Here is a 26,182-nt window from a genome sequence, read left to right as displayed (position 1 = left end):
GACGTTGATGTCGCGCAGGCCGAGGACGTGGCGGTGCTCGGCAAGCAGCTCGGCCTTGTGCATGCCGGCGCGGGCATGGGCGAGCGCCTTCTCCGACGATTGCGAGACGGTCGACCTGCCCGAGACGATGAACGCGCTGCTCTGGCATGCCGAACTCATCGACAAGATCTACGACCGCGTCTCTCCCGCCTCGGACGATCACATTGCCCTGGTTGTGCGCGAGCCTGTCGGCGTCGTGGGCCTCGTCCTGCCGTGGAACTTCCCCCTTCTCATGCTGGCCTGGAAGATCGGCCCGGCCCTCGCCGCCGGCTGCTCCGTCGTGATGAAGCCCGCGGCCGAGACACCGCTGACCGCGCTCCGTCTGGCGGAGCTTGCGATGGAGGCGGGGTTGCCGCGCGGGGTGCTGAACGTCCTGCCCGGCGGGGTGGAGGCGGGCGAGGCGATCGGGCGGCACATGGACATCGACGCGGTCAGCTTCACCGGATCGACCGCCACGGGCACGCGCTTCCTCGGCTACGCGGCTGACTCGAACGCCAAGGAAGTGACGCTCGAGATGGGGGGCAAGAACCCCGCCATCGTCATGGGCGATGCCGAGAACCTGGACCGCGTCGCCGCCCATATCGTGCAGGGCGCCTACTGGAACATGGGCGAGAACTGCTCGGCCACCTCGCGCCTGATCGTCCACCGGGCGGTGAAGGACGACCTGCTGGCCCGCATCGAGGCACATCTGCGCGACTGGCCGATGGGCGATCCGCTCAACCCCGAGACGCGGATCGGCGCGCTGGTCTCCTCCCGGCATTTCGAGAAGGTCGCGGGCTATCTGCAGCGTGCGGGAAAGCCGCAGACCGGCGGGTCCGCAAAGGACGGTTTCGTGGAGCCCACGGTGATCGAGGTCGCCCCGGACGATCCGCTGGCGCGGGAGGAGGTGTTCGGTCCCGTCCTCGCCGTTCTGACGATGGACAGCTTCGACGAGGCGATCCGGCTCGCCAACGATACCGAATACGGGCTCTGCGCGTCGCTCTTCACGGCCAACGTGAAGCGCGCGATCCGGGGCGCGCGGATGCTGCGGGCGGGGACGGTCACGGTGAACAGCTTCGGCGAGGGCGACATCACGACGCCCTTCGGCGGCCACAAGCGGTCCGGCTTCGGCGGGCGCGACAATGGGATCGACGCGCACGACCAATATACCGTGCTCAAGACGATCTGGATCGACCTCGCCGACGACCGGGACGAGGGGGTCGCGTGACAGCCTATACGGCCCGGCGCCTGCCCTCCCATTCCGGGTCGGCCGCTTGGGCGGAGATCCTCGGCCCCGGTCCGGCCTACCCGCCGCTCGAGGGGACCGCGACCGCTGACGCCGTCGTCATCGGCGCGGGCTTTGCCGGTCTTGCGGCCGCGCGACGGCTGCTTCAGCTCGATCCCGGTTTGCGGATCGTGGTGCTGGAAGCGGGCAGCATCGCGGAAGGCGCGGCGGGGCGCAATTCGGGCTTCATGATCAACCTGCCGCACGAGCTGACCAGCGACGATTACGAAGGCGCGGGCGACGACCGCGCCGTGATCGCCCGCAACCGGCACGCCATCGCTTTGCTGCTGAGGCGGTGGAGGAATACGGCATCCCGGCGGAGTTCTTCGATCCGGCGGGCAAGATCAACGGCGCGGCCAGCGCGGCGGCGGAGGCGCACAACGCCAGCTACGCCGCCCACATCGCCTCGCCGGGCGAGGCGTCCGAGGCGCTGGATGCCCGCGCGATGCGCGAGGTGACGGGCTCGCCGCATTACCGGTCCGGCCTCTACACGCCGGGCACCGTGATGCTGCAGCCCGCCGGCTTCGTCCGGGGCCTCGCGGCGGGACTGGCCCGGCAGGTGCGGCTGCACGAGGACTCCGCCGTGACGGGGTTCGACCGGCGGGGGACGGACTGGCAGGTCCGCACCGCCGCGGGCTGCGTCACCACGCCCCGCATCCTCCTGACGGTGAACGGCCACCTCGAAAGCTTCGGCGTGGAACGGGGGCGGCTCATGCAGGTCTTCCTCTTCGCCTCGATGACCGGGGAGCTGGACGGGGATGCCCGCGCCCGGCTTGGCGGTCACGAGAAATGGGGCATCACGCCGTCCGACCCGATGGGTACCACGATGCGCCGGATCGGGCCCGGCCAGGGGGGTCATCGCCTCGTCACGCGGACCGCGGCCGTGGTCCGCCCGGGGATGAAGGTCGGCGCCTCCGACCTCGCTCGCGCCACGGCGATCCAGCCTCGCAAGTTCGACCAGCGCTTTCCCGCGCTGGCCGGCCTGCCCTTCGAGCATTCCTGGGCGGGGCATCTGTGCCTCACGCTGAACGGCGTCGCCGTGGCGCGGCAGATCGACGAAGGCATCTTCTCCGGATGCGTCCAGAACGGCCTCGGCACAACGCGCGGCACGCTCACCGGCATTGCGGCGGCGGAGATGGCGACGGGGCATGCCTCGGACCTCACCCGCCATTTCGCGGCGGGGGCCCGCCCCCGCCCCCTTCCCCCCGCGCCCTTCGGCACGATGGGGGCCAATGCCGTGCTGCGCTGGAAGGAATGGCGCGCCGGCGCCGAATGATCAGTCGCCCGGCAGGCTGAGCCGGGACATCCGGCCGCCATCGACGCGCCAGACCTGCCCGGTCACGAAAGCCGCCGCATCCGAGGCGAGCCACGCGACCAGGGCCGCCACCTCCTCCGGTCGGCCGGTCCGGCCAAGGGGATGGATGCGCCCCAGCCCTTCCCGGGAACGCGGCGGCATCCGGACGCGCCGCGATCATCTCCGCATTCAGGTCCGTGTCGATCCAGCCGGGCGCGACCGCATTGCAGCGGATGCCTTCGCCGCCGTGGTCCACGGCGATGGCCCGGGTCAGCCCGTGCAGCCCCGCCTTCGACGCCGCATAGGCGGCATGGAGCGGATTGCACGCCTCCCCCTCGATCGAGCCGATATTGACGATGGCGCCGCGGCTTTCCCTCAGAAGCGGGAGCGCGGCACGGATCATCAGGAAGGGCGCCGTGAGGTTCACCGACAGCGTGCGCTGCCAGTCCTCGAGCGACGTCTCCTCGACCCCGGCCTCGCGCATCATCCCGGCATTGTTGACCAGCACGTCGAGCCGCCCGGCCCGTGCCCCCACCTCAGACATCGCATGGTCCGCCCCCGCCGGATCGGCCAGGTCGACCGCGATCCCCTCGAACGCCGCGTCGGGACCGCGCTGCGCGGTGAAGACCCGCGCCCCCTCCCCGGTCAGGTGCCGCGCGATGGCCTGCCCCATCCCCGACCGCCCGCCGGTGACGAGCGCGACCTTTCCCTCGAACATCCTCATCCGACCGGTTTCCCTCCGTCACCTCGTAGAGTGCCCCCGTGTCGTAGCGCGCCGCGTCGGATGCCAGGAATAGGGCCACCTCGGCGATGTCCTCCGGCTCGGCGATCCGGCCGAGCGGAACCGTGCGGCCCAGATCGGCCACGGCGGTGTCCGGGTCCAGCCCCCGCCGGGCGAAGCCGGAGCGCAGCATCGGCGTGTTCACCTCGTTCGGGCAGACGGCGTTGACACGAGCGCCCTCCCCCGCATGGTCGAGACCCATGCATTGGGTGAGAGAGGCGAGAGCGGCCTTCGTCGCGCAGTAGAGGGCGTGGTTCGGTCCCGGCCGCAGCCCCCAGCAGGAGGCGATGTTGACGATGGCCCCGCCCCCGTCCGCGGCAATAAGCGGGATCGCGGCGCGACAGATCCGGAACGGCGCCTCGACGTTGACGGCCATCGACAGGGCGAAGTCGTCGTCACCCGTCCGCGTGACAGGCCCGCGCGTGATGGCGCCGGCGTTGTTGACGACGATGTCGAGCGTGCCGAGCGCCTCCCGCGCCGCCCCCGGAAGGGCATCGCAGAACGCGCGATCGCGCAGGTCGCCGGGCAGCAGCGCCTCGGCCGTGATCCCGCGCGTGTCGCGATCGGTCGCCGCGACCGCGGCCCCTTCCGCCCACAGCAGGGCCACGATGGCGGCGCCGATGCCCCCCGCCGCCCCGGTCACGAGCGCGCATCGGCCGGCAAAGCGCATTCTAGTACTCCTGATTCAGGGCGTCCGCGGCCGGAATCTCCCGCTCGCGCCGGTCGATGTAGTCGCGGAGCGCCTCGTCCACCCCTTCGTCCAGCTTCGGCTCCTCGTAGTCGTTCAGCAGCTTGCGCGCGCGGGCAAGCGCGCGCTCGGTGATCTCGACCTCGCCCTCGGCCGCCCATTGCTCGATCGAGGTGTTGTCGAAGAGCTCGGGCATGAAGAAGGCGCGCTGGAAGTTTGCCTGTGTGTGATCGTGGCCGAGGTAATGCCCGCCCGGCCCGATGTCGCGGATCGCCGCCAGCCCCTCGTCGAAATCGTCCCAGCGGGGCCCCTCCGCCATGCGGTGGGCCATCGCGCATTGTTCGGCATCGACCACGAACTTGGCGACCGAGCAGTGCATCCCCGCCTCGTTCCAGCCCGCCGAATGCCAGATGTAGTTGGCCCCTGCGTGGAGGGTCGCCGACAGCGTCGTCGCGCTCTCGTAGCCGGCCTGGGCATCGAAGGTCTTTGCCCCGCCGAGATTGCTCGATGTGCGCCAGGGCACGCCGTAGAACCGCGCCATCTGGCCGATCATGAAGTTCATGAGGCTGATCCCGGGCGTGCCCGCCATCGGCGCGCCGGACTTCATGCTGACGGTCGACAGGTAGTGGCCGTAGATCGCGGGACAGCCCTTCCGGGATCACCTGCGTATAGGCCAATGCGCTCAGCGCCTCGGCGTTGAGCTGCGCCACCGTGGGGACGACGGAAGCCGGCGTGTTCGCCCCGCCGAGGACGAAGGGCGAGCAGAGCACAGGCTGATTCCGTCGGCAGAAGGCCCGTATCGCACCGAGCATCGTCTCGTCCCAGACCAGCGGCGAGTTGCCGTTGCAGTTCCCGGTGACGACGGAATGCTCCTCCATCACGTCCGCGCCGAAGAGGATCGCACACATCTCCATGACGTCCTCGGCGTTCCTCGGGCTGGTCGTCATGCCCATGAACGTCTTGTCGGAGTGCTTCATCGACGAATAGGTGATGCGCAGGTGCCGCTGGCTGATCGGGTGGTCGTAGGGCTCCACGATGTGGTGCGCGCTGGAATGGAGCGCGGGCGACATGTGAGCGAGCTTGTGGAACATCGCGAGGTCGGCGAGCGTGGGATTGCGCCGGACGTTGTCGAGATCGCGCAGGTAGGGCGCCCCCGTCATCGGCACGAAGATCGAGCGCCGTCCGCCGAGGGCCACGTCGTTCGCGCGGTTGCGGGCCCGGTAGGCAATCTCGGACGGGATCGTCGCCATCAGCTCCCGTACCAGTCCGCGGTCCAGATGCACCCGCTCTCCACGCACGTCAGCGCCGGCCGCCTTCCAGTCGGCCAAAGCGAGCGGATCGCGGAAAACCACGCCGACCTCTTCCAGTATCTCCAGCGAGGCCGCGTCGATCCGCTCCACCTGCTCGGGCGACATCACCTCGCAATCGGGAATGCCGCGGGCGAGCGTCGGCAGCATGCCGTATGTCCCCGCCTCCCTCAGAAGGCGCCGGGCGGCACGGCCCCCGGTGCGGCGACGGGCAAGTGTCGTGATGCTGTCCATGATGCGTTCCGCGAGTGGATATCGGTCACCAAGGGTGGGGGACGGGCCGGGGCGGCACGCTGCGCCGAACGAACCGGGACCGGAGGAAAACGACCTGCCTGCCCGGGACATCCGGAAATTCCCGGCCTACGGCGGCCTGCCGGTCGGATTCCGGCAGTGGGAGTGAACTCGAAGAAACCGGCGGGGCTACCGGCCGAGCCGCGTCATGCCAGGCTGGCCGACGCGATGCCCGAGCTGGCCAAGGCAGCGGCGGACCGCTTCGGATTCGCCCGCAACACCGATTTTCGATCCAGAGCATTGATCGGATACTGGCCGGGGAGTTAGTTTGCGGGCATGAGAGATGCGATCAGGATCACAGGCGACATCGCCTCCGTCGAGCCAAGGCTGCGCAACCTGGCGATCGTCTTCGAGGCCATCCGGCGGCACCCGAACCGGTCGCGCAAGGAGATCGGCGCGGACATGCCCTTCAGCCTGCAGTCGATGACCAACATCGCGCAGGAACTGCTCGACATGGGCCTGATCGAGGAGCTGCCCCGCCGCAACGAGAGGGGGCGCGGGAATCCCCATCGGGACCTGAGGATCGTGGCCCGGCGGGGCTACGCGCTCGGCATCCAGTTCCGGTGGAACGCCTGCCTCTACGCGCTCGTCGATCTGTCGTTCGGCGTGGTCGATCAGGGGTCCGTTCCGATATCCTCTCCCGGCGGCGCGGTGGACGGCTATCTCGCTGCCCTGGTCGAGGCGATCGGCAGCGTCCTCGCGCGGCATCGCGACAAGGACATCTGGGGGATCGGGCTGTCCGGCCCGCTTCCGATCGAGCTACCGACCATCCCCCCGCACGAGGTCGGCGCGTTCGATCCGGCGGATGCCCTCTGGTTCCGGAGCTTCTTCGAGACGATCGGCATCCGCCAGATCCGAGAGCGGATCGGGGCCGATACCGGCCTGCCGGTGATGATCCTGAACAACCCCCAGGCCGCCGCGCTGATCGAGGCGCAGCGGCTGCCTGCCGATGCACGGTTCGTCAGTGTCCAGGCGGGGTTCGGGCTGGGCGCCTCGTTCGTGAACCGCGGCTCCCTGAGCCGGGACGTGTGGCCGCATGGCGGCGAGATAGGCCATATCATCCTCGACGGCCGGACGGTGAATGCCACGCTCTCGGCGTCCGCCGTGCGGCGCGCCCTCGATCTTCATCTGCCCCAGGGCGACATCGAGGCGGAGCTGGACCGCCGGATCGACCAGCGTCCGCAGGACTTCCGGCCGTGGCTGGAAGAGGCGGCGCCGATCATGAGGTTTCTCGTGAACTTCATCGAAGCAGCCATCTGGCCCGACGGAATCGCGATCAGCGGGTTTCTCCCTGATCGGCTCATCGACCTTCTGATCGCGCAGTCTCTGCCCCTGGCGGATTCGGTCGTCATGCGCGAGGGCGATCCACGGCGACGCCTGCCGCGGATCTTCAGGGCGCGGGCGGGAGCGTCCGCCATTCCCGTCGGGGCCGCGGTCGGCATCCTCGGATCGGCGAACAATCCGGACTTTCCGGCGATGCTCGCGGCCCGTCGCGTGATGGCCTGATCCGGCTCCCGCACCTCCGGGTCATGGCAAGACAATTGACGCATCCATGCTCGGCCAATACGATCAAGCTACTTTATCAATAACCCCGAGGGAGGAGAGGGTGTGATGAGGACGAGGGAGAGAACGAGCGGTCCCGGACTGAGCCGCCGGTCGCTGCTGAAATCGGGTGCGGGTCTGGCAGGGCTTGTGGCCGCGGGGCCTGGCGCCCTCTGGGCGCAAGAGACGCCGCAGGAGGGCGGCACGCTGCGCATCGCGATGACCGCCGACATCCAGCCGCAGGCGATCCTCGCCGGCCGGGGCGGCAACGACGCCTTCCGCCACAACGTCTTCGACACGTTGACCGTGCTCGATTCCGAGACCGGCCAGCCCAAGGGCATCCTCGCCACCGACTGGAGCTCCAGTGAGGACGGCCTGACCTTCACCGTCACCATCCGCGACGACGTGACCTTCCATTCCGGCCGGCCGCTGACGGCGGAGGACGTGGTCTTCACGCTGGAGCAGATGAAGGTGCCCGAGAACGCCTCGCAGATGCGCCCCCTTGTCGAGCAATGGACCTCGATCGAGGCAACGGGCGAGCACGAGGTCACCATCACCTCGGACTCGCCGGTGGCCCCGCGCGTCTTCGACGTGTTCCAGCTCGCCGTGATCGTCGACCAGGAGACCTTCGCCGGCCTGCAGGACGGAAGCGAGGTCATTGGCACCGGCCCGTTCCGGTTCGAGGAATGGGTGCCGGGCGCGTCCGTCCGCATGGTCGCGAACGAGGAGTACTGGGGGGAGGGCCCCTATCTCGACGCCGTCGAGCTGAACGTCATCAACGACCCGACCGCGATGGCGAACGCGATACGCGGACAGGTGGATCTCGTGCTGAACCTCACGCCGCGGGATCAGATCATGTTCCAGGGCGATCCGAGCGTCGAGGTGTTCGAGGGTGCGGGTGGCACGTTCTACCCGCTCGGCATCGACGTCACCGCCGCGCCGTTCGACAACAAGGCGCTGCGGCAGGCGATCGGCTACGCCATCGACCGCGAGCGGATCATCGACCAGGTCTTCGACGGCGCGGGCGAGACTGCGGACGTCTGGTGGCGCACGAACGAGCCCGGCTCCACCGACGAGATCAATCACCATTATTCCTACGACCCCGACCGCGCGCGCGAGCTGATCGCCGAGGCGGGCGCCGAGGGGGCCGACGTGCCGATGCAGGTGATCGGCTTCGGCGCCGTGCCGGCGGTCTACGAGATCGTCCAGAACAACCTGCGCGACGTCGGGCTGAACCCGGTCGGGCAGGTGCTGGAGACCGCGGCCTTCGACCAGGGCCAGACGGCGGGCGAGCTCGGCCCCGTCTTCATGCAGATCCACGGTCTTCAGGGCTTCTCGGCCGCGACGCTGGTCGACGCGCTGCCGGCGCTGCGGCCGAACAACCCCTCGAAGTTCGATCCGCCCGAATACCGCGCGCTGAAGGACGCGCTGCAGGCGGCGCAGGACGAGGAGGCCTATGCCGCCGCCCTCGGCGAGCTGGCGGAGTTCATGCTGGACGAGGCGTTCAGCCATGTCCTCGTCAAGACGACGCCGCTGCACCTCAAGACGCCGCAGGTCCACGGCCTCGAATTCTACAACGTGGGCTATCTGCAGCTCGGCCAGGCCTGGCTCGGCTGATGCTGCACTTCCTGGCGAGGAGGCTGCCGTCGGTGGTCCTGATGCTGGTCGTGACCGCGGTGATCGCCTTCCTCCTGCCCCGGCTGGGGGGAGGCGACCCGGCGCAGGTCGTCGCCGGGTCCGACGCGACGGCCGAGCAGGTGCAGGCGATCCGCGAGCAGATGGGCCTCGACCGACCGCTCGCGGTGCAGTTCGTCGACTGGGCCGGCAGCGTCGCGAGCGGCGACCTCGGGACGTCGCTGATCTCGAACCGTCCCGTCGCGCAGCTGATCGGAGCGCGCCTCGGCAGCACGCTGGAGCTGGCCGGGGCGGCGACGATCCTGATGATCGTGATGGGCCTCGGCCTCGGCATCCTCGCCGGGATCACCCGCAAGGGGGCGCCGCGCGCCCTGCTCGACGGGGCGATCAGCGTGCTGCTGGCGACACCCCCTCATGTCACCGGGCTCATCCTGATCCTGGTCTTCGGCATCACGTGGCGACTGATTCCGATCACGGGCGAGGTCTCGATCCTCGACGATCCGATGCGCGGTCTGTCCTACCTCATCATGCCGGCCTTCGCGCTGGCGCTGCCGCAGGCCGCCATGATCGCGCGCCTCGTCGACGCGCGGATGGCGCAGGTCCGGCAGGAGGAGTTCGTCGATCTGGCGACGGCGAAGGGCGTTCCGCCCCGCCGCATCCTCCTCAGCCACGTCCTGCGCAACTCGCTCGGCACCGCGGTCATCGCGACCGGTATCCGCATCGGCGAGATCCTCGCGGGCGCGGTGGTGATCGAGGCGATCTTCGCACGGCAGGGCCTCGGCATGCTTGCCGTCAGCTCGATCTCCGCCCGCGACTACGAGGTGGTGCAGATCATCGTCCTCTTCGCCGTGGTGATCGCGGTGCTCGTGCACTTCCTGTCCGAGATCCTGCTCGCCGCTCTCGATCCCCGCATAAGGCTGGACGGCTGATGAGCGCGAACGACACCCACCCGCCCCACCCTGCCGGCCGCAAACTCCGCGTCGGCGCGGGCATGGCCCGCTATCTCGGCGCATTCCGCAGCCCCCGGGGCATGATCGGCGGGGGACTCCTCCTCGTCATGATGTTCGCCGCGCTCCTCGCGCCCGTTCTCTTTCCCGGCGGAGTCGACCTGCAGACCCGAGACAACTTCCAGCCCCCCACATTCGCCCATCCGTTCGGAACGGACGAATACGGGCGGGACATCTTCGTGCGCTGCATCTACGCGCTGCGCGTATCGCTGAGTCTCGTCCTCGTCGCGGTGCCTTTCGCCATGGCCCTCGGCATCCTCATGGGCCTGTCGGGCGCCGTGTCGCGCCGGCTGGGCGAAATCTGCCAGCGGATCTTCGACATCATCCTCGGCTTTCCCAGCCTCGTTCTGGGAATCTGCATCGTCGTCGCGATCGGCGCCGGCTGGCTGGCGCTCGCCATCACCATCCTCGTCTTCTCGCTGCCGCAGTTCGGCCGGCTGGCCCGGGGCGCCTTGCTGACCGAGCAGAACCGCGAATACGTCCTCGCCGCGCGTGTCCTCGGCGTGCCGAAACGCAGGATCATGACACGCCACATCCTGCCCAACACGCTCGATCCGCTGCTGGTGCAGGCGTCTCTGTCGATGATTGCGGGGATCTTCGCCGAAGCCGCCCTGTCCATCGTCGGGCTCGGCATCCAGCCCCCGACCCCCTCCCTGGGGACGCTGCTCAACGTGGGCATCCGCTACGTCTACGCCCAACCCATGTATACCGCCGGACCGATCATCATGCTGCTGCTCCTCGCCCTCGCCTTCAACCTGATCGCCGACGCCCTCAACGCCGCCGTCCTCAAGGCGAAGCGCGCCTGATGACGAAGGACGACCTGCTCTCGGTCCGCGATCTCACGGTCGAGTTCGGCCCCGACCGCGCGCCGCTGCGCGTCCTGCACGAGATCTCCTTCGATGTCGCGCGCGGGCGCATCCTGGGGATCGTCGGGGAATCCGGATCGGGCAAGTCGATGACGGCGAAGGCGGTCATGGGCATGCTGCCCGAGGGGGGACGCATCGCGGGAGGCGAGATCCGTCTGGCCGACAGGAACCTCGTCGGCCTCGACGCGCCGCAACTGCGCCGGCTGAGGGGGCGCGACCTCGCCATGGTGTTCCAGGACCCGCAGGCGGCGCTGAACCCGGTCAAGACGATCGGCTGGCAGATCGAGGAGGCGCTGACGGTCCACGGCATGTCCGCCCGCGACGCGCGGAGCCGCGCGCTGGATCTGCTGCGGCAGGTGGGAATCCCCGACCCCGAGACCCGCATCGACGAATATCCGCACCAGTTCTCCGGCGGCATGCGACAACGGGTGGTGATCGCCATCGCGCTGGCCAATTCCGCGCCGCTCATCATCGCCGACGAGCCGACGACCGCGCTCGACGTGACGATCCAGGCGCAGGTGCTGCGCCTTCTGGTAGAGCTGCGCGAGCGGCTGGGCGTGACCGTTGTGATGATCACCCACGACATGGGCGTCGTGGCCGAGCTCTGCGACGACGTCATCGTCATGTATGGCGGCCGCGTGGTGGAACGCGGCGCGGTGGGGGACATCTTCGCGGCGCCGCAGCATCCCTATACCCGCGCCCTCCTGCGCTCCATGCCGCAGGTCGCCGGCGACCGCCTCGCCCGACTGCCGGCCATTCCCGGCGCGACGCCGGACCTCGCGCATCTTCCGCCGGGCTGCGCCTTCCATCCGCGATGCGGCCTCGCCGAGGAGGTCTGCCGGCGGACGGTGCCGGCCTTGGCCCCGATCCCGGACAGGCCGCAGAGCGAGGCCGCCTGCCACGTCGCGCAGCGCGAGGGACGGCTGCCGCCGGAGCCGATGCGCGAGGTCGAGGCGAACGCGGCCCGGGCGCGCCGGCCGTCCCCCGCCCCGATCCTCGAGCTCCAGGACCTGCGCGTCGATTTCGGCTCCCGCCGCCGGCTGCTGCGCCGCGAGCCGCCCTTCTACGCCGTCGACGGCGTGTCGCTGCAGCTGTTCCCCGGCGAGACGATCGGCCTCGTCGGCGAATCCGGCTGCGGCAAGACGACGGTCTCGCGCGCCATCGTCGGCGTGAATCCCCTTTCGGACGGCCGCATCCGCGTGGACGGACAGGACGTGACCGCGTTCGACGCCGCGGCCACCCGCCACGTACGGCAGACGGTGCAGTATGTCTTCCAGGATCCCTACGCCTCGCTCAATCCCCGCCTGACGATCCGCCAGATCCTGTCCGAGGCGCTGGAGCAGCGGGGCCTGCCCGCGGGCGAGCGCGAGGCGGAATGCGTTCGGCTGATGGAGATGGTCGGTCTCGACCGCGGTTATCTGGATCGCTACCCCCGTGCCTTCTCGGGCGGGCAGCGGCAGCGGATCGGAATCGCCCGGGCGCTGGCGGTGGAGCCGCGGGTGCTAATCTGCGACGAGCCGGTCTCGGCCCTCGACGTGTCGATCCAGGCGCAGGTGATCAACATCCTCGCCGATCTGCGCGACCGGCTGGACCTCGCCCTGCTCTTCATCGCGCACGATCTCGCCGTCGTCCGGCACCTGTCGGACCGGGTCGCGGTCATGTATCTCGGCCGGATCGTCGAGGAGGGGCCGGCGGAGGAGGTCTATGCCCGCCCGCGCCACCCCTACACCGCCGCGCTCATGTCCTCGACTCCGCGGCCCGAGCCCGATCCCGGCGCGATGGCCCGCAAGTCCGTCCTGCGGGGCGACCCGCCCGACCCGCGCAATCCGCCCTCGGGCTGCCGGTTCCGCACGCGCTGCCCGATCGGACCGCTGGTCCACCCCGAGCGCCGCATCTGCATCGAGAGCGATCCGGCGCTGCGCGGCGAGGGCCGCCACCGCGCCGCCTGCCATTTCAGCGACGAGGTTACCCGACCGGCCGAGGAGAGCACGACGTGACCGACCTTCCCAACATCCTCTGGCTGGTGAGCGAGGATTGCCCGCCACGGCTCGGCGCCTACGGCGATCCGCTGGCCCGGACGCCCCATCTGGATCGGCTCGCGGCCGAAGGCGTGACCTGGGACGCGGCCTGCAGCACCTCGCCCGTCTGTGCACCGTCGCGTTTCGCCATCCTGACCGGCCGCCACGCCGAGAGCCTGCCCCCGGCCGAGAACATGCGCGCCGACGCGCACCTGCCCGCGGGAACGGTCACCTACCCGCAGATGATGCGGGACGCGGGCTATTACTGCACGAACAACGAGAAGACGGACTACAATTGCGACGTCGATCCGGCCGCGATCTGGGACGCGTGCGGCACCGACGCCCACTGGAAGAACCGGCCGCAGGGCGCGCCCTTCCTCGCCGTCTTCAACTCCATGCTGACGCACGAGTCCTGCGTCTTCCGCCCGCAGGAAGGACAGGTCCGGCCCGGGGACGTGACCCTGCCGCCGCACCTGCCGGACACGCCGGGCATGCGGCAGAGCCTCGCGCGCTACTACAACCGCATCGCGCAGGTGGACGCCGCCCTCGGCGCGCGCCTGCGCGAGATGGAGGAGGCGGGCCTCGCCGAGGATACCATCGTCCTCTACCATTCCGACCACGCCTCGCCCCTGCCCCGCTCGAAGCGCTTCTGCTACGACGACGGCGTGCGGGTGCCGCTGATCGTGCGCGTGCCGGAGCGGTGGCGCCACCTGCTGCCGTCGGCCCCCGGCAGCCATGTCGGTGATCCCGTGTCGCTGGTCGACATCCTGCCGACCCTCGCCGCGATCGTCGGAACGCCGCCCCCGGGGGGCATCCACGGCCAGCCGTTCCTCGGGGCGGGCGCCGCACCCCGCGCCTGCGCCTTTTCCGGCCGCGGCCGCATGGACGAGCGGCACGACCTGACGCGCACCGCCCGGGGCCGGCGTTACCGCTACATCCGCAACTATGCCCCGCATCGCCCCTGGGGCCAGCACTACGCCTTTGCCTGGCTGGGCGCGCATTACCAGGATTACGAGGCCGCCCACCTCGCCGGAGAGCTGGAGCCTGCGCAAGGCCGGTTCTGGGGCCCCAAGCCGGCCGAGGAACTCTACGACATGGAGGCCGATCCGGACGCGGTGAACGACCTCGCCGGGGATCGCGGGCATGCCGATACGCTGCGACGGATGCGCGGGGCGCTGGACGGGCACATGCTGGCCACCCGCGACCTCGGCCTCGTGCCGGAGGGGAGCGGCGCGTCGGCGGAGGCGGCGGACTGGCCCGAGGCCCGGCTGAAGGATCTCATGGATCTCGCGGCGCTCGCGATCCGCCGGGATCCCGAAGCGGCGCCGGACCTGGTGAAGGCACTCGGCTCGGATTGCGCGGCGCGGCGCTACTGGGCGGCGCAGGGACTGCTGATCCTGGCGATCGACGGTGCGTCCCTGCCCGCCGACATCGAGGCGGCACTGGAGGCCGAGACCGATCCCGTCGTGCGGATCGCCCTCGCCGAGGCATGGGGCCATGCCGGAGAGGCCGAGGCGGCGGTCCGGTGGCTGACCGGGGCGGCGGGCGCTTCGGGCAACAAGATCCACACCCTCCTCGCGATCGAGGCACTGACCTCCCTGCCGTTGATGCCGCAGGTCACGCAGTCCCTCGCCAGCCGGCTGGCCGTCGATCCCGACGAATACGTACGCGGCGCGGCGGCCTATCTCGAGCGGCGGCTGGACGGTACCTACACGCCCGACATGGCGCTGTTCCGGTTCGACCTGCTGGGGCCCGGATTTCCCCATATCCTGCCGGAGGATCCACCGGCGGTCGAGTGACCGCTTCCGCCCCCGCACGTGACGGGCGGGATCAGCCCGACCTCCGGGCCGCGCGGCAGAAGATCGGCGATGTCCACGCCATCTGCCCGCAGGACTGGCGCAGCCGCAGATAGACCGTCTCGCCCTCCGCCAGCGTCCCGAGCGGGAGGCGGCCGCTCCATCGCAGCTCCTCCGCTGCCGGCATGCGATGCAGTCGCCAGGCCGGACTGTCGATCGGCCCGAGATTGCCGGAGAGCGCGCCGGCCCGCAGCCTCTCGAAGGACACGTCGATCTCTCGCCCGCAGAGCCTGAGGCGGGCATGCCCCCCGGGCTCGGCGTCGAGGTGCAGGGCCACCCCCTGCGTCGCACTGGTCGTCGTCGTCGGATTGCCGCGGGCGAGGAGATCGAACCCGACCGCTTCCCCTTCGGTCTCGATCCTCGGAACCGGATCGTCCCGCCCCTCCTCCTCCGGCAGGGCAAGTTCCACCCGCCCCCGGAAGCGCGGTTCGACCCCGAGGAGGCGTGCACCATCCACCGAGATCTCTCCCTCCCAGCGATGGGCGCGGCCCCGGGGGCCCCACCCCATTTCCAGGAAGAGGATCGTCCGGCCGGGCTGCGCCGCGGGCGCGGGTTGCAGGGCGGGCGTGACACGGTGGACCAGACGGCCGTTCCGGATCACGTCGATCGAGTCGATCGGGCCGCCGGCGACGGCCTCGATGTCGAGGAACGCCTCGGCGGCCGGGGCGACGATCCCGCCCTGGATCTCGTCCCCGATCGCGGCGAGGAGATGGACGTTCGCCCCCGTCAGGGCCGTGGTTCGCCGCGCGGTGATCGCCTCCCAGATCGCCTCGCGCCCGGGGCGCCGCGCATAGGCGACCATCCGTCCGTGCCCGTAGGATCCGGGAAAGGCGCTGTGATGATCGGTGTTGCCGACGACGCCGAAGACGTGGCCCTGCGCCAGTCCGTGCCGCATCGTCCCCGCCCCGTCCGATGGCCCCATGGAATGCAGATAGGGCAGAGCCGTATCGCTCTCCTCGGCGCAGCCATGCATCGACATCATCTCGACCACCGGCGAGAGCGCGGGATCGAAGGTGCTCCAGCTGATGCCGCGGGCGCCGTGGCGATAGCCGATGTGATGGGGAAAGGCGAAGGCCTGGCCCGGCAGATGGCGGTCCAGCAAGTCGCGCAGCTCCGCCGGGCTGTCGGCGAGGTGCATCGGCGCATCGTCGAGGTCGCGGTAGACGATGGTGTAGTCACCATGCCCGGCGGAATGGATCTCGTAGCCGGGGAAGACCGTGAAACCGGCGCGGTCCGCCGCGCGGAGCGCCTCGTAATGGCCGGGCCAGCGATCGGCGAGGCGCGCGAATCCCTCGACGTGAAAGGCCACGATATGGGCCACCTCGGGGTCGTCGACCGGCATGTCGGGCCAGTGCGCGTGTCCCGTGACGGACACGAAGTCCAGCTGGATCGCCGCGCGGGCCAGCGCGTCCTCCAGGCGGCCGTGTCCGTAGGACAGGTCGCAATGGTTGTGGATGTCGCCGAGGAGAGGAACAACACCGAGCCGCTCCGCCAGCGGCACGTCGGCGATCGTCATCCTGTATGTCATGATCCCCCCCCTTCGCCGCGCCGCCGGGCGGCGCCCTCTGCCGGCCAAAGTTGTCCCGCTGCGGGGAAGGACGGTCAAGGCGATCCCGACCGGACCCTGCCCGGGGGGAACCGGCGCGGCGCGTCAGGGGCGCGGGGGCAGGTGCCCGCTTCTCGCCGTCTTCGGGGCCCCGTCAGCGGGGCGCGGGTTCCGCGGCGCACCAGACGGCGTCGTGATCGGACAGGGGGCGACCTCCCGGATCCAGGGAGGCCAGCGTCCCGCGGTCGAGGCAGGTCAGGCCCCGGCCCGCGATCCAGTCGAGGCGCATCACCCGGTCCGGATGCGGCGTCAGCAGGCTCGGCCGGGTGGTCGGGCCCTCGGCGCTGAAGGACCAGTCGTAGCCCCGCCGTTCGGCCCGCGCGAAGAGGGTCTCGTCCCGCCAGTCCCGCCCGTCCGGAAGATGGTTGCCGGTATTGAGATCGCCGCCGATCAGGACCGGCAGGCCGGGGGCGAACTCATCCACCGCGCCGAGCAGCCGGGACATCTGCCCGTCGCGATGCGCCGCGCCCGAATTGCTTTCGAGATGGGTCGAGACGACGCAGACCCCGCCGCGCACGGAGGGCAGGATCGCGGCGAGGGCGAGCCGTCCGCCCACACGCGGCTGGTCGGGATCCGCGCCGCCGGCCGGGTCGAACCAGTGCCCGTGATCGTCCAGCCGGATCAGGCGGACGCCGCTCATCGGCACGCGCGACAGCACCGCATTGCCGTGCCAGCCGAGCGCGTTGGCCGCGTCCGTGCAATAGGCCCGCTCGGTCGCGCCGCCGAGGCCGAGCTCGTGGAACTCCACCGCGAAGGCATAGGTCATGCCGAGGGCTTTCGCGACCTCCTCGGTGGTATGGCGCTGCGCGGTGCGGGCCATGCCGTGATCCATCTCGGACAGCAGGACGACATCGGGGGAAAGCGCCGCGAGATGACGCGCGCTCTCCTCCGGGAAGAGGCAGCGCTCCACGTTCCAGGCGACCATCTTGACCCGGTCCCCCAGCCTGTCCGCGGACGGCGCGCCCCCCGCCTGGACGAGATGCATCGCCGGCAGGTCGGCCAGCAGGGCCCGGTGGGACCCGGCGTCGCGAGGAGCGGCCAGGATGGCCGCCCGCTGCCCTGCGGTGACGGGCGGCAGCGCGGCAACGACCCGCGTCACAGCCGCTGCCCGCTCTGCGCATCGAACAACGCGAGGGCCGCGTCCGGCAGGGCGATCGGCTGGCGCCCCTCGCGCACCGGCATGTCCTTGAGCACGTGGGCGGTGAAGTGCTGGTCGCCGAGACGGCCGTGCAACAGACGGTGGGCGCCCAGCTCCTCGACCAGGTCGACGTCGAAGACGTGATCCCCCTCGCCCAGACGGACATCCTCGGGACGGATGCCGATGGTGATCGGACCGGACCGGCCGCCGGGCGCGGCCCGCAGGGCCGGGCCGTGATCGAGGCGGATCGCGCCGGACTCGAAGCGGCCCGTCAGCAGGTTCATCGGCGGCGCCCCCATGAACGAGGCGACGAAGGTGGAGGCGGGCGCATGGTAGATCTCGGCCGGGGTGCCGACCTGCTCCACCCGGCCGCCGTTCAGGACGACGATCCGGTCGGCCATCGTCATCGCCTCGACCTGGTCGTGGGTCACGTAGATCGACGTCGTGCCGAGCCGGCGCTGCAGGGCGCGGATCTCGATCCGCATCTGGCCGCGCAGCTTGGCGTCGAGGTTGGACAGCGGCTCGTCGAAGAGGAAGAGCGCGGGATCGCGGACGATGGCGCGGCCCATCGCGATCCGCTGGCGCTGCCCGCCCGACAGCTGCGACGGCTTTCGGTCGAGATAGTCGCGAAGGTTCAGCATGGCGGCCGCCTCGTCCACCTTGCGGGCGATCTCGCCCGCCGAGGCGCCACGGTTGCGCAGCCCGTAGCCGATGTTCCGCCGGACGGTCATGTGCGGGTAGAGCGCGTAGTTCTGGAACACCATCGCGATGTCCCGGTCGGCGGGGTCGACATCGTTGACGATGCGGTCCCCGATCCGCAACTCGCCTTCGGTGATGTCCTCCAGCCCCGCGATCATCCGCAGGAGGGTGGACTTGCCGCAGCCCGAGGGCCCGACGAGGACGAGGAACTCGCCGTCCCGGATGGTCAGGGTGGTGGGCGTCACCGCCTCCGTCCCACCGGGATAGACCTTGCGGACGGCGTCGAGGGTCACGGATGCCATTCGCGGCTCTCCTTACTTGTCGGTTTCGGTGAGGCCCTTCACGAACCAGCGCTGGAAGAACAGCACCACCAGGACGGGGGGCAGGACCGCCAGGATCGCGAGGATGTTCGATCGGCCGTATTCGGGGATCTGGCCCCCTTCGAGGCCCTGGGTGATCTGCTTGATGCCCTGCACCAGCGTGATCCGGTCGTCCTCGGTGACGATCATCGTGGGCCAGAGATACTGGTTCCAGCCGTAGACGAACATGATGATGAACATCGCCGCGATCATCGTGCGGCTGAGCGGCACGAGGATGTCGACGAAGAACTTCACCGGCCCCGCGCCGTCGATCCGCGCCGCCTCCACCAGTTCCTCCGGGACGGACATGAAGAACTGACGGAAGAAGAAGGTCGCGGTGGCCGAGGCGATCAGCGGCACGATGAGGCCGGTCCACGTGTTCAGCAGGCCGAGCCGCTGCGTGATCTCGTAGGACGGCACGATCCGCACCTCGAGCGGCAGCAAGAGCGTGGTGAAGATCGCCCAGAAGGCCAGCGTGGCGAAGCGCAGGCGGAAGTAGACGATGGCATAGGCGGCCATCATCGCCACGACGATCTTGCCCACGGCGAAGCCGAGCCCCAGGATCATCGAGTTGCGGAACATGGCCAGCCCGGTGTTCCGGCCAGAGAAGCTCATGCTCTCGGTCAGGGCCGCGCGGACGTTCGGCCAGAGCCGGTCGCCGATGGCGAGCGACGGGCCGGTCCGCATGATCTCGGCATCGGGCACCGTGCTCATCTGCACCAGCATCAGGAGCGGGGCGACCATCAGGAGCGCCCCGGCGATCAGGATCGCATGATCCCCGATCGTCGAGAGGCGCAGCCTGCGCCGGGCCGGCCGCGCCGGACCGGCGGCGGCGAGGGTGTCGTGGGTCATGTCGGCCATGCGTCGCGCGCCCTTCAGGTGTAGTGGATCCGCCGCTCGACCATGCGGAACTGCACGATGGTGAGGGCGAGGACGACGACCATCAGCACCACGGACTGGGCGGAGGAGCCCCCGATGTCCTGTCCGCGGAAGCCGTCGAGATAGACCTGGTAGGTCAGCGTGATCGGCTGGTCGCCCGGGTTGTTGCGCAGGATCGTGTCGATCGTGCCGAACGTGTCGAAGAGCGAATAGGTGATGTTGATGATCAGCAGGAAGAAGCCGGTCGGCGCGAGCAGCGGAAAGGTCACCGTCCAGAACCGCGACACGGCCGAGCGGTTGTCGATCAGCGCGGCCTCGCGCACCGCCTTCGGGATCGACTGCAACCCCGAGAGGAAGAAGATGAAGTTGACCGGGATCTGCTTCCACACCGACACGGCGATCATGGCGAAGGCGGTGTCGAAATAGTCCAGCCGGATCCGGAAGTCCCAGCCGAAGGCGCGGAAGAACTCGGTCAGCGGCCCCCAGCGCTGGTTGAACAGGATGAGCGCCAGGAAGCCCGCGACGGGCGGCGCCACGGCATAGACCCACATCAGGAGCGTGCGGTAGGTCTTCGCCCCGCGCAGCACGCCGTCCGCCTTCACCGCCAGCAGCAGCGCGATGGCGAGCGAGAGGAAGGTGACGCTGAGCGAGAAGACCAGCGTGAACCACGCGGTCTGCATGTATTCGCCGCTGCGGAAGAGGCGCAGGTAGTTCTCGAAGCCCACGAAGGTGGAGCCGAAGCCGAACGGATCCTCGAGATAGAAGGACGAGCGCAGCGCCTGCCAGGCCGGCCAGTAGAAGAAGAGGCAGATGATGCTCAGCTGCGGCAGGAGCAGCAGGACCGGGAACCACTTCTGGTCGAATGCGGCACGCTTCATCGCGGCTCTCCTTCGGGGTCGGGGTCGGGGTATGGCGCGGGCGCGGGCGCGGGCGCGGGCGCGGGGAGATGTCCCCCGCGCCCGCCCGGGTCACGCAGCCCGGATCAGTTCGAGAGCGTCTGCGAGAAGCGGCCGAGCAGCTCGTTGCCCTCGGTCTCGATCGTCGCGAGCGCGGCCTCGATGTCGGTCTCGCCGTTCAGGAAGCGCGACAGCTCGCGGTTCATCACGTCGCGGATCTGCACGTAGAACCCCATCCGGTAGCCGGCGGTGTTCTCGCCCGATTGCAGCGACAGCTGGCGGATCGCGGTCTCGGCGGCCGGGAAGCGGTCGTAATGGCCGTCCTCGCGCGCCATCTCGTAGGCGGCCTCGGTGATCGGCACGTAGCCGGTCTCGCGGTGCCACATGTACTGCACCTCGGGCGAGGTCAGGTACTCGAAGAAGGCGGCCGTGGCGGCGTTCTCCTCCTCCGAATGGCCGGACATCGCGAAGAGCGAGGCGCCGCCGATGAAGGTCTGGTAGCCCTCGGGCGTGATGCTCTCCCAGTAGGGCAGGAAGGACGAGCCGAACTCGAAGGGCAGGTCCATCGCCGTCAGCCCGCCGAAATCGCCGGACGAGCCGATATACATCGCCGCCTCGCCGTCGTTGAAGCGTGCCTGGTTGTCGTCCCAGCTGGTGCCGTAGAAGCCGAACAGCCCGGCATCGAGCCATTCCTTCAGCTTGGTGAAGTGCATCGCCATCTCGGGCGAGTCGATCAGGATCTCGGTCCCCTCGGCGCCCTCGTAGCCGTTGTCGTTGGTGGCGAAGGGCAGGTCGTGGCGCGAGTGGAAGTTCTCGACCATCTCCCAGGGCAGGTGCGTCTGGACGAGCGGGATGTAGCCCGCATCGCGCAGCGCCGGGGCGATCTGCTCGAAGTCCTCGTAGGTCTGCGGCACCTCGACGCCGGCCTCCTCGAGCGCGGTCTCGTTGTAGTAGAGCACCGGCGAGGACGAGTTGAACGGCATGCCGATCATCTTGCCGTCCGTGTCGGCGTAGAAGTAGCGCACACCGGGAATATAGGCCTCGATGTCGAACCCGGCGCCGTTCTGCTCCAGCAGGTCCTGCACCGGGATCGTGGCGCCCTGCGCGCCGATCACGGTGGCGGCGCCGGCGTCGAAGACCTGCACGACGTTGGGCTGCTCGCCCGCGCGGAAGGCGGCGATGGCGGCGGTCAGCGTCTCTTCGTAGGAGCCGCGGAAGACCGGGGTGATCGTGTACTCGTCCTGGCTCTCGTTGAAGCCGGTCGCGATCTCGTTGACGACCTCGCCGAGCTGGCCGCCCATGCCGTGCCACCAGGTGATCTCGACCTGTGCCATGGCGGTGGAGCCGAGCAGCGCGAAGGTCGCGGCCGCCGGAAGGATGAAGTGTCGCTGCATGTGTTCCCCTCGATGCAATTCGGGCCGCGCCCGGCATCTGCCGGACCGGCGGACCGGACGAGGGCCTGCGCCATGCGGATTCACCGCGCGGTCACGTCCCCCCCGTCCACGCGGCGTCCCTAGGCACCGTAGGATACAGGTCTGTGAAGCGGGGATGTCGGTTTGACGACAATCGCGTCCCGAGACCCCGGCCAGGGTCTCGAGGGTGGATGGTCGGGACCGGTCCCTCCCCCTCCATCCCCGTCACGGCGCCCCGCGCGAGGACCGGCTGTCGCGCGACTGTCGCAAACGCGTGCGATGGGCGCTTCCGCCAAGTCACCAATCACTTCCGGGGGAACCATGCACAGACCCACCCTTCCGCTCGTTTCGCTGCTCGCGCTCGTCGCCGGCACGGCCTCGGCCCAGGACATGTCCTTCAACCGGATCGCGAGCTTTCCGGTCGCCGCGAACGGCGAGGCCGAAGAAACCTCGGCCGAGATCATCGACGCCACGGGCGACGGCATGACGCTGGTCTATTCCAACAGCCCCGCGGGCGTCATCGGCATGATCGACATCGCCGATCCCGCGAACCCGCAGCCCGCCGGCGAGCTCGACCTCGGCGGCGAGCCAACCGCGGTCGCGGTGATCGACACCGCCGCCTTCGTCGGCGTCAACACCTCCGAGAGCTACACGGCCCCGTCCGGCCGCCTTGCCGTCATCGACCTGCAGACCCGGGTCGAGGCCTATTCCTGCGACCTCGGCGGCCAGCCCGACAGCGTCGCCGCGGCGCCGGACGGCAGCTTCGTCGCCGTCGCGATCGAGAACGAACGGGACGAGGACCTGGACGACGGCCGGGTCGGTCAGCTTCCGGCCGGCTGGCTCTCCATCGTGCCCGTCGATGGCGGCACCCCCGATTGCGCGGGCATCGTGCAGGTCGACCTCACCGGCCTCGCCGACATCGCCCCCGAGGATCCCGAGCCCGAATTCGTCGACATCAACGCCGAAGGCGAGATCGTGCTGACCCTGCAGGAGAACAACTGGATCGTGGTCGTCTCGCCGGAGGGCGACATCCTCTCCAGCTTCTCCGCCGGGGCGGTCGATCTCGAGGGCGTCGACGCGACCGAGGACGACGCCCTGTCCTTCACCGAAGGTCTCGCCGGCGTGGTGCGCGAGCCCGACGCCGTGGGCTGGATCGACGCCGACCACTTCGCCACCGCCAACGAGGGCGACATGGACGGCGGCAGCCGCGGCTGGACGATCTTCGCCCAGGACGGCACCGTCGTCTGGGACTCCGGCAACACGTTCGAGCATGCGCTGGTCGAGATCGGCCACTACCCGGAGGGCCGGTCCGAGAACAAGGGCGTCGAGCCAGAGTCGATCGAGGTCGCGACCTTCGGCGGCGTGCCGATGGTGTTCGTCGGGTCCGAGCGCGGCTCGGCCGTCGGGGTCTACGACGTGACGGATCCGGCCGATCCCGTGCTGACGCAGATCCTGCCCTCCGGCATCGGCCCCGAGGGCTACGTGGCGATCCCCGAGCGGAACCTCCTGATCTCGGCCAACGAGACCGACCTCGGCGCCGATGGCGGCGCCCGGGCGCATGTGTTGCTGTTCGACTACGGACAGGGCGCGCCCTCCTATCCCATGCTGACCTCCGCCGGTGCGGACGAGCTGATCGGCTGGGGCGCCCTCTCCGGCCTCGCGGCGGGCGAGGACGGGATGCTCTACGCGGTGAACGACAGCTTCTATGCCGGCTCTCCCACGCTCTTCGCCATCGATCCGTCCGCCGAGCCGGCCCGTATCGTGTCGGCCACGCCCGTCACGCTGGACGGAGCGGCGCCCGAGGGCATCGACATGGAGGGGATCACCTCCGACGGGGCGGGCGGGTTCTGGATCGCCAACGAGGGCCACGCCGAGAACGGCCGCCCCCAGGTGATCTGGCATGTCGGCGCCGACGGCGCGATCATCGAGACGGTGGACCTGCCGGCGGACCTGGTGGCGGGCGCGACGACCAACGGTCTCGAGGGCATCACGCTGGCCGAGGACGGCACGCTCTGGATGGCCGTCCAGCGCGCCTGGGCGGACGACGAGGACGGCACCGTGAAGCTGCTGAACTACGCGCCGGAGACCGGCGAGTGGACCGCCGTCGCCTACCCGCTCGAAGCCACCGAGACCGGCTGGATCGGCCTCTCCGAGATCGTCGCCCATGACGGCGCCCTCTACCTCATCGAGCGCGACAACCAGATCGGCGCGGCGGCGCGGGTGAAGCTGATCACTCGCGTGTCCCTCGACGGCGTCACCCCCGCCCCGCTCGGCGGCGAGTTGCCGGTGGTGGAGAAGGAGATCGTCCGCGACCTGCTGCCCGACCTGACCGCCACCGGCGGCTACGCGGTGGACAAGGTCGAGGGCATGGCCTTCAGCGCGGACGGCACGGCCTACGTGGTGACCGACAACGACGGTGTCGACGACAGCTCCGGCGAGACGCTGTTCTTCCGTCTGTCGCTCTAGGGTCCGGGATCGACGGGAGCGGCGCCGCGCGGGCGCCGCTCCACCGGCCGCCCGGGACCACGTGACCCGCCCCTTTGCCTCGCGGGGGCACCCGCCCCGGACCCGCCCCGGATCCGGCCCGGATCCGGCCCGGTCCGCCGCCCCCGGGGCGGCGCCGCTCCTCCAGGCGACGGACCTTCGGGCGGGCGACGACCCGGGGACCGACCGCCCCGTCTGGCCGGAGGCCCCCCAGGGGGGACGGACGGGCGCGCCGCCGCGAAGCTGTTCCGCAACTTTCGGATCGGGCCCGAACCCGGCTTGCCGGGTTCCGGCTTTGCCAATACGCAGATGTCATGCAAGCTCACGAACTGCTCGCCCGCGACCTCGCCCGCCGCGGACCCGTGTCGGACAGGGATCGCGCGGCGCTCGCCGCCCTGCCCTCCCGCCCGGTGCGGATCGGGCCCGCGACCCGGCTGATCGAGGCCGGCCCGGCGCCCGATGAAAGCTGCCTGCTCGTCCGGGGCATGACGATGCGCCAGCACCGGATCCCGGGGCGCCGGCCCGTCGTCTCGGCGATCCAGGTCACGGGGGAGTTCCTCGACCTGCACGCGGCCCTTCTGCACCATCTGGACCACGACGTGACGACCATCGGCCCCGCCGAAGTCGAGTTCGTTCCGGCCGAGGCGCTGCGCGCCCTGACCGAGAGCCATCCGACCCTCGCCCGGCACCTCTGGCTCGCCACGCTGATCGACGCCAAGATCCACAGGGTCTGGATCGCGGTCCGCAGCGCCCTGCCCGCGGCACGACGGACCGGGCATTTCTTCTGCGAATTGCGGGCGCGGATATCGACGGGGACCGGACCGGCGCCGGAGGCGTTCGACGTGCCCTTCGACCAGCGCACGCTGGCGGAGATCCTCGGCTATTCCGCCGTCCACATGAACCGCGCAATCCGCGACCTGCGCGAGGAAGGTCTGCTGACCTGGCAGAACGGACGGATCCACCTGCCCGATCCGGACCGTCTCGCCCGGATCTGCGGCTTCGACCCGGCCTATCTCGAGCTGGGCGATTTGCCTGCGTGACCGCCCGGCCGGCCGGCCGACCTCACGCCGGGCTTTACATTTGTTAACTTTTGTGTCCGGACCCCCGGCGGCCTCTACCTGACCCCTGCGCCCGGGGACCGACCGGCCCGCCGGCGCGCGTGCAGATGACCCGCACGTCCCCCCCTGCGGCCCGGCATGTCCCGTGCCGGTTCCGCCGGGTGGGGCGCGGGCGCCTTTCAGCAAAGGGTCCAGACCGATGTTCCACCATTCCAGCAAGCTGCAATACGAAGTCCGGGTCGACACGCCCGATCCAGTCTTCGCGAAATACCTCCAGCAGGCGATCGGCGGCGTCGAGGGCGAGATCCGCGTCGCGATGCAGTATCTCTTCCAGGCGATGGGCGCGCGCGGCGACAGCAAGTTCCGCGACATGCTGATGATGACCGCGACCGAGGAGCTGAGCCATATCGAGTTCCTCGGCCATGCCGTCGCGCTCAACCTGCAGACCGCGCCGCTGAGCCAGCAGGAGGCGGCGGCGCAGGACAGCGTCGTCGGCGCGATCATGGGCGGGATGAACCCACGCCACGTCCTGTCCTCGGGCCTGTCGGCGATGCCCGTGAACTCGAACGGCGTGCCCTTCGACATGAGCCATGTCTACGCCACCGGCAACATCGCCGCCGACATGCTGGCCAACGCGATGGCGGAATCGTCGGGCCGGGTTCTGGCCAGCCGGCTCTACAACATGACCGACGATGCCGGGATGAAGGACATGCTGTCCTTCCTGATCGCCCGCGACACGATGCACCAGCAGCAATGGATGGCCGTGATCGAGGAGCTGGGCGGGATCGAGGCCTGCACCCCGATCCCCAATTCCACGCCCGAGAGTCACGAGGCGATGGAGCACAGCTACTACTTCCTCAACACCTCGCTCGACGAGCCGACGCCCCAGGGCGTGTGGACGAATGGCGGGCCGACGATGGACGGCCGCGGCACCTACATGGCGAAGGAGAAGCCCGAGCCGCAGGGCCAGAAGCCCGATCTCGGCAAGGCGCGCGAGGGGTCCGGCGCCCAGAAGGAACAGATGTAGGGACGCTTTCCCGCGACGCTCGACGGCCTCCCCCGC

At 70.0% G+C, this 26,182-nt stretch carries 19 protein-coding genes and 4 pseudogenes; 12 read left to right on the top strand and 11 right to left on the bottom strand.

Annotated elements, in window-relative coordinates:
- Positions 1-97: 97 nt before the first annotated feature.
- From BUE30_RS16550 to BUE30_RS16545, 3 genes and pseudogenes are all read left to right on the top strand, one after another.
- Positions 98-1,246, top strand: a pseudogene (locus BUE30_RS16550) (aldehyde dehydrogenase family protein); the annotation flags it as partial.
- Positions 1,243-1,473: pseudogene (locus BUE30_RS18225) on the top strand (FAD-dependent oxidoreductase); the annotation flags it as partial. The pseudogenes BUE30_RS16550 and BUE30_RS18225, both read left to right, overlap by 4 nt.
- Positions 1,474-1,598: 125 nt before the next feature.
- Positions 1,599-2,579 carry an NAD(P)/FAD-dependent oxidoreductase gene (locus BUE30_RS16545; RefSeq protein WP_342068332.1) on the top strand — a complete coding sequence of 327 codons (981 nt, stop codon included), beginning with the start codon at positions 1,599-1,601 and terminating at the stop codon, positions 2,577-2,579.
- Here BUE30_RS16545 and BUE30_RS18190 read toward each other — a convergent pair whose 3' ends face one another.
- The 5 genes and pseudogenes from BUE30_RS18190 to BUE30_RS18290 form a co-directional block, all read right to left on the bottom strand.
- Positions 2,580-2,690 carry an SDR family oxidoreductase gene (locus tag BUE30_RS18190; protein ID WP_280157237.1) on the bottom strand — a complete coding sequence of 37 codons (111 nt, stop codon included), beginning with the start codon at positions 2,688-2,690 and terminating at the stop codon, positions 2,580-2,582.
- Between the two features lie 118 nt (positions 2,691-2,808).
- Positions 2,809-3,246: pseudogene (locus BUE30_RS18185) on the bottom strand (SDR family NAD(P)-dependent oxidoreductase); the annotation flags it as partial.
- The gene (locus BUE30_RS16535) at positions 3,134-4,048 is read right to left on the bottom strand and encodes an SDR family NAD(P)-dependent oxidoreductase (RefSeq protein WP_139300600.1); all 915 of its coding nucleotides are present in this window, start codon (positions 4,046-4,048) and stop codon (positions 3,134-3,136) included. The gene BUE30_RS16535 and the pseudogene BUE30_RS18185, both read right to left, overlap by 113 nt.
- A gap of 1 nt (position 4,049) precedes the next feature.
- Positions 4,050-4,673, bottom strand: a complete 624-nt coding sequence (locus BUE30_RS18295) for a trimethylamine methyltransferase family protein (RefSeq protein WP_425303937.1) — start codon at positions 4,671-4,673, stop codon at positions 4,050-4,052.
- A gap of 109 nt (positions 4,674-4,782) precedes the next feature.
- A pseudogene (locus BUE30_RS18290) lies at positions 4,783-5,523 on the bottom strand (trimethylamine methyltransferase family protein); the annotation flags it as partial.
- 417 nt (positions 5,524-5,940) lie between these two features.
- Between BUE30_RS18290 and BUE30_RS16525 the strand changes: the two are divergent.
- The 6 genes from BUE30_RS16525 (at position 5,941) to BUE30_RS16500 (ending at position 14,531) form a co-directional block, all read left to right on the top strand.
- On the top strand, positions 5,941-7,170 hold the full coding sequence (locus tag BUE30_RS16525; RefSeq protein ID WP_073334110.1) for an ROK family protein: 1,230 nt from the start codon (positions 5,941-5,943) through the stop codon (positions 7,168-7,170).
- A 105-nt stretch (positions 7,171-7,275) separates the two neighbouring features.
- Positions 7,276-8,823, top strand: coding sequence for an ABC transporter substrate-binding protein (locus tag BUE30_RS16520; RefSeq protein WP_073334107.1), 1,548 nt, complete (start codon positions 7,276-7,278; stop codon positions 8,821-8,823).
- Complete coding sequence (locus tag BUE30_RS16515) at positions 8,823-9,770, top strand: ABC transporter permease (RefSeq protein ID WP_073334104.1); 948 nt, start codon at positions 8,823-8,825, stop codon at positions 9,768-9,770. The genes BUE30_RS16520 and BUE30_RS16515 overlap by 1 nt, the downstream gene beginning before the upstream one ends.
- Positions 9,770-10,654 (top strand): ABC transporter permease, encoded by an 885-nt coding sequence (locus tag BUE30_RS16510; RefSeq protein WP_073334102.1) that lies wholly within the window; start codon positions 9,770-9,772, stop codon positions 10,652-10,654. Before BUE30_RS16515 ends, BUE30_RS16510 begins: the two co-directional genes overlap by 1 nt.
- A complete protein-coding gene (locus BUE30_RS16505) occupies positions 10,654-12,711 on the top strand; it encodes a dipeptide ABC transporter ATP-binding protein (RefSeq protein ID WP_073334099.1) in 2,058 nt (685 codons plus the stop codon). The genes BUE30_RS16510 and BUE30_RS16505 overlap by 1 nt, the downstream gene beginning before the upstream one ends.
- Positions 12,708-14,531 (top strand): sulfatase-like hydrolase/transferase, encoded by a 1,824-nt coding sequence (locus BUE30_RS16500; protein ID WP_073334097.1) that lies wholly within the window; start codon positions 12,708-12,710, stop codon positions 14,529-14,531. The genes BUE30_RS16505 and BUE30_RS16500 overlap by 4 nt, the downstream gene beginning before the upstream one ends.
- 31 nt (positions 14,532-14,562) lie before the next feature.
- Here the strand turns inward: BUE30_RS16500 and BUE30_RS16495 are convergent, their stop codons facing one another.
- The 6 genes from BUE30_RS16495 to BUE30_RS16470 all read right to left on the bottom strand — a co-directional run bounded on the left by BUE30_RS16495 (position 14,563) and on the right by BUE30_RS16470 (position 21,559).
- Positions 14,563-16,116, bottom strand: coding sequence for a CehA/McbA family metallohydrolase domain-containing protein (locus BUE30_RS16495; protein ID WP_073334095.1), 1,554 nt, complete (start codon positions 16,114-16,116; stop codon positions 14,563-14,565).
- Positions 16,117-16,288: 172 nt separating this feature from the next.
- Positions 16,289-17,293 (bottom strand): endonuclease/exonuclease/phosphatase family protein, encoded by a 1,005-nt coding sequence (locus tag BUE30_RS16490; protein WP_073334092.1) that lies wholly within the window; start codon positions 17,291-17,293, stop codon positions 16,289-16,291.
- Complete coding sequence (locus BUE30_RS16485; protein ID WP_073334089.1) at positions 17,290-18,333, bottom strand: ABC transporter ATP-binding protein; 1,044 nt, start codon at positions 18,331-18,333, stop codon at positions 17,290-17,292. Before BUE30_RS16485 ends, BUE30_RS16490 begins: the two co-directional genes overlap by 4 nt.
- A 12-nt stretch (positions 18,334-18,345) precedes the next feature.
- Positions 18,346-19,251 carry an ABC transporter permease subunit gene (locus BUE30_RS16480; protein ID WP_073334086.1) on the bottom strand — a complete coding sequence of 302 codons (906 nt, stop codon included), beginning with the start codon at positions 19,249-19,251 and terminating at the stop codon, positions 18,346-18,348.
- Between the two features lie 14 nt (positions 19,252-19,265).
- Positions 19,266-20,147: an ABC transporter permease subunit gene (locus tag BUE30_RS16475; RefSeq protein WP_073334084.1), complete on the bottom strand. Its 882-nt coding sequence runs from the start codon at positions 20,145-20,147 to the stop codon at positions 19,266-19,268.
- 104 nt (positions 20,148-20,251) lie between these two features.
- The gene (locus BUE30_RS16470) at positions 20,252-21,559 is read right to left on the bottom strand and encodes an extracellular solute-binding protein (protein ID WP_073334081.1); all 1,308 of its coding nucleotides are present in this window, start codon (positions 21,557-21,559) and stop codon (positions 20,252-20,254) included.
- Positions 21,560-21,898: 339 nt separating this feature from the next.
- Between BUE30_RS16470 and BUE30_RS16465 the strand changes: the two genes are divergently transcribed.
- From BUE30_RS16465 to BUE30_RS16455, 3 genes are all read left to right on the top strand, one after another.
- On the top strand, positions 21,899-24,043 hold the full coding sequence (locus BUE30_RS16465) for an esterase-like activity of phytase family protein (RefSeq protein ID WP_073334078.1): 2,145 nt from the start codon (positions 21,899-21,901) through the stop codon (positions 24,041-24,043).
- A 332-nt stretch (positions 24,044-24,375) separates the two neighbouring features.
- Positions 24,376-25,101, top strand: a complete 726-nt coding sequence (locus BUE30_RS16460; protein WP_073334076.1) for a Crp/Fnr family transcriptional regulator — start codon at positions 24,376-24,378, stop codon at positions 25,099-25,101.
- 217 nt (positions 25,102-25,318) lie between these two features.
- On the top strand, positions 25,319-26,146 hold the full coding sequence (locus tag BUE30_RS16455; protein ID WP_073334073.1) for a manganese catalase family protein: 828 nt from the start codon (positions 25,319-25,321) through the stop codon (positions 26,144-26,146).
- Positions 26,147-26,182 lie beyond the last annotated feature (36 nt).

The sequence above is a fragment of the Wenxinia saemankumensis genome, assembly GCF_900141735.1.
GTDB lineage: Bacteria > Pseudomonadota > Alphaproteobacteria > Rhodobacterales > Rhodobacteraceae > Wenxinia > Wenxinia saemankumensis.
Note: the sequence above shows the minus strand (reverse complement) of the source record. Positions and strands in the feature narration are given on the sequence as shown.

Coding starts and splice junctions, on each gene's coding strand:
- BUE30_RS16475 (WP_073334084.1), bottom strand. CDS start 20,147: ATGAAGCGTGCCGCATTCGACCAGAAGTGGTTCCCGGTCCTGCTGCTC.
- BUE30_RS16505 (WP_073334099.1), top strand. CDS start 10,654: ATGACGAAGGACGACCTGCTCTCGGTCCGCGATCTCACGGTCGAGTTC.
- BUE30_RS16535 (WP_139300600.1), bottom strand. CDS start 4,048: ATGCGCTTTGCCGGCCGATGCGCGCTCGTGACCGGGGCGGCGGGGGGC.
- BUE30_RS16515 (WP_073334104.1), top strand. CDS start 8,823: ATGCTGCACTTCCTGGCGAGGAGGCTGCCGTCGGTGGTCCTGATGCTG.
- BUE30_RS16495 (WP_073334095.1), bottom strand. CDS start 16,116: ATGACATACAGGATGACGATCGCCGACGTGCCGCTGGCGGAGCGGCTC.
- BUE30_RS18295 (WP_425303937.1), bottom strand. CDS start 4,673: ATGAAGTCCGGCGCGCCGATGGCGGGCACGCCCGGGATCAGCCTCATG.
- BUE30_RS16455 (WP_073334073.1), top strand. CDS start 25,319: ATGTTCCACCATTCCAGCAAGCTGCAATACGAAGTCCGGGTCGACACG.
- BUE30_RS16485 (WP_073334089.1), bottom strand. CDS start 18,333: ATGGCATCCGTGACCCTCGACGCCGTCCGCAAGGTCTATCCCGGTGGG.
- BUE30_RS16470 (WP_073334081.1), bottom strand. CDS start 21,559: ATGCAGCGACACTTCATCCTTCCGGCGGCCGCGACCTTCGCGCTGCTC.
- BUE30_RS16510 (WP_073334102.1), top strand. CDS start 9,770: ATGAGCGCGAACGACACCCACCCGCCCCACCCTGCCGGCCGCAAACTC.
- BUE30_RS16465 (WP_073334078.1), top strand. CDS start 21,899: ATGCACAGACCCACCCTTCCGCTCGTTTCGCTGCTCGCGCTCGTCGCC.
- BUE30_RS16480 (WP_073334086.1), bottom strand. CDS start 19,251: ATGGCCGACATGACCCACGACACCCTCGCCGCCGCCGGTCCGGCGCGG.
- BUE30_RS16460 (WP_073334076.1), top strand. CDS start 24,376: ATGCAAGCTCACGAACTGCTCGCCCGCGACCTCGCCCGCCGCGGACCC.
- BUE30_RS16520 (WP_073334107.1), top strand. CDS start 7,276: ATGAGGACGAGGGAGAGAACGAGCGGTCCCGGACTGAGCCGCCGGTCG.
- BUE30_RS16525 (WP_073334110.1), top strand. CDS start 5,941: ATGAGAGATGCGATCAGGATCACAGGCGACATCGCCTCCGTCGAGCCA.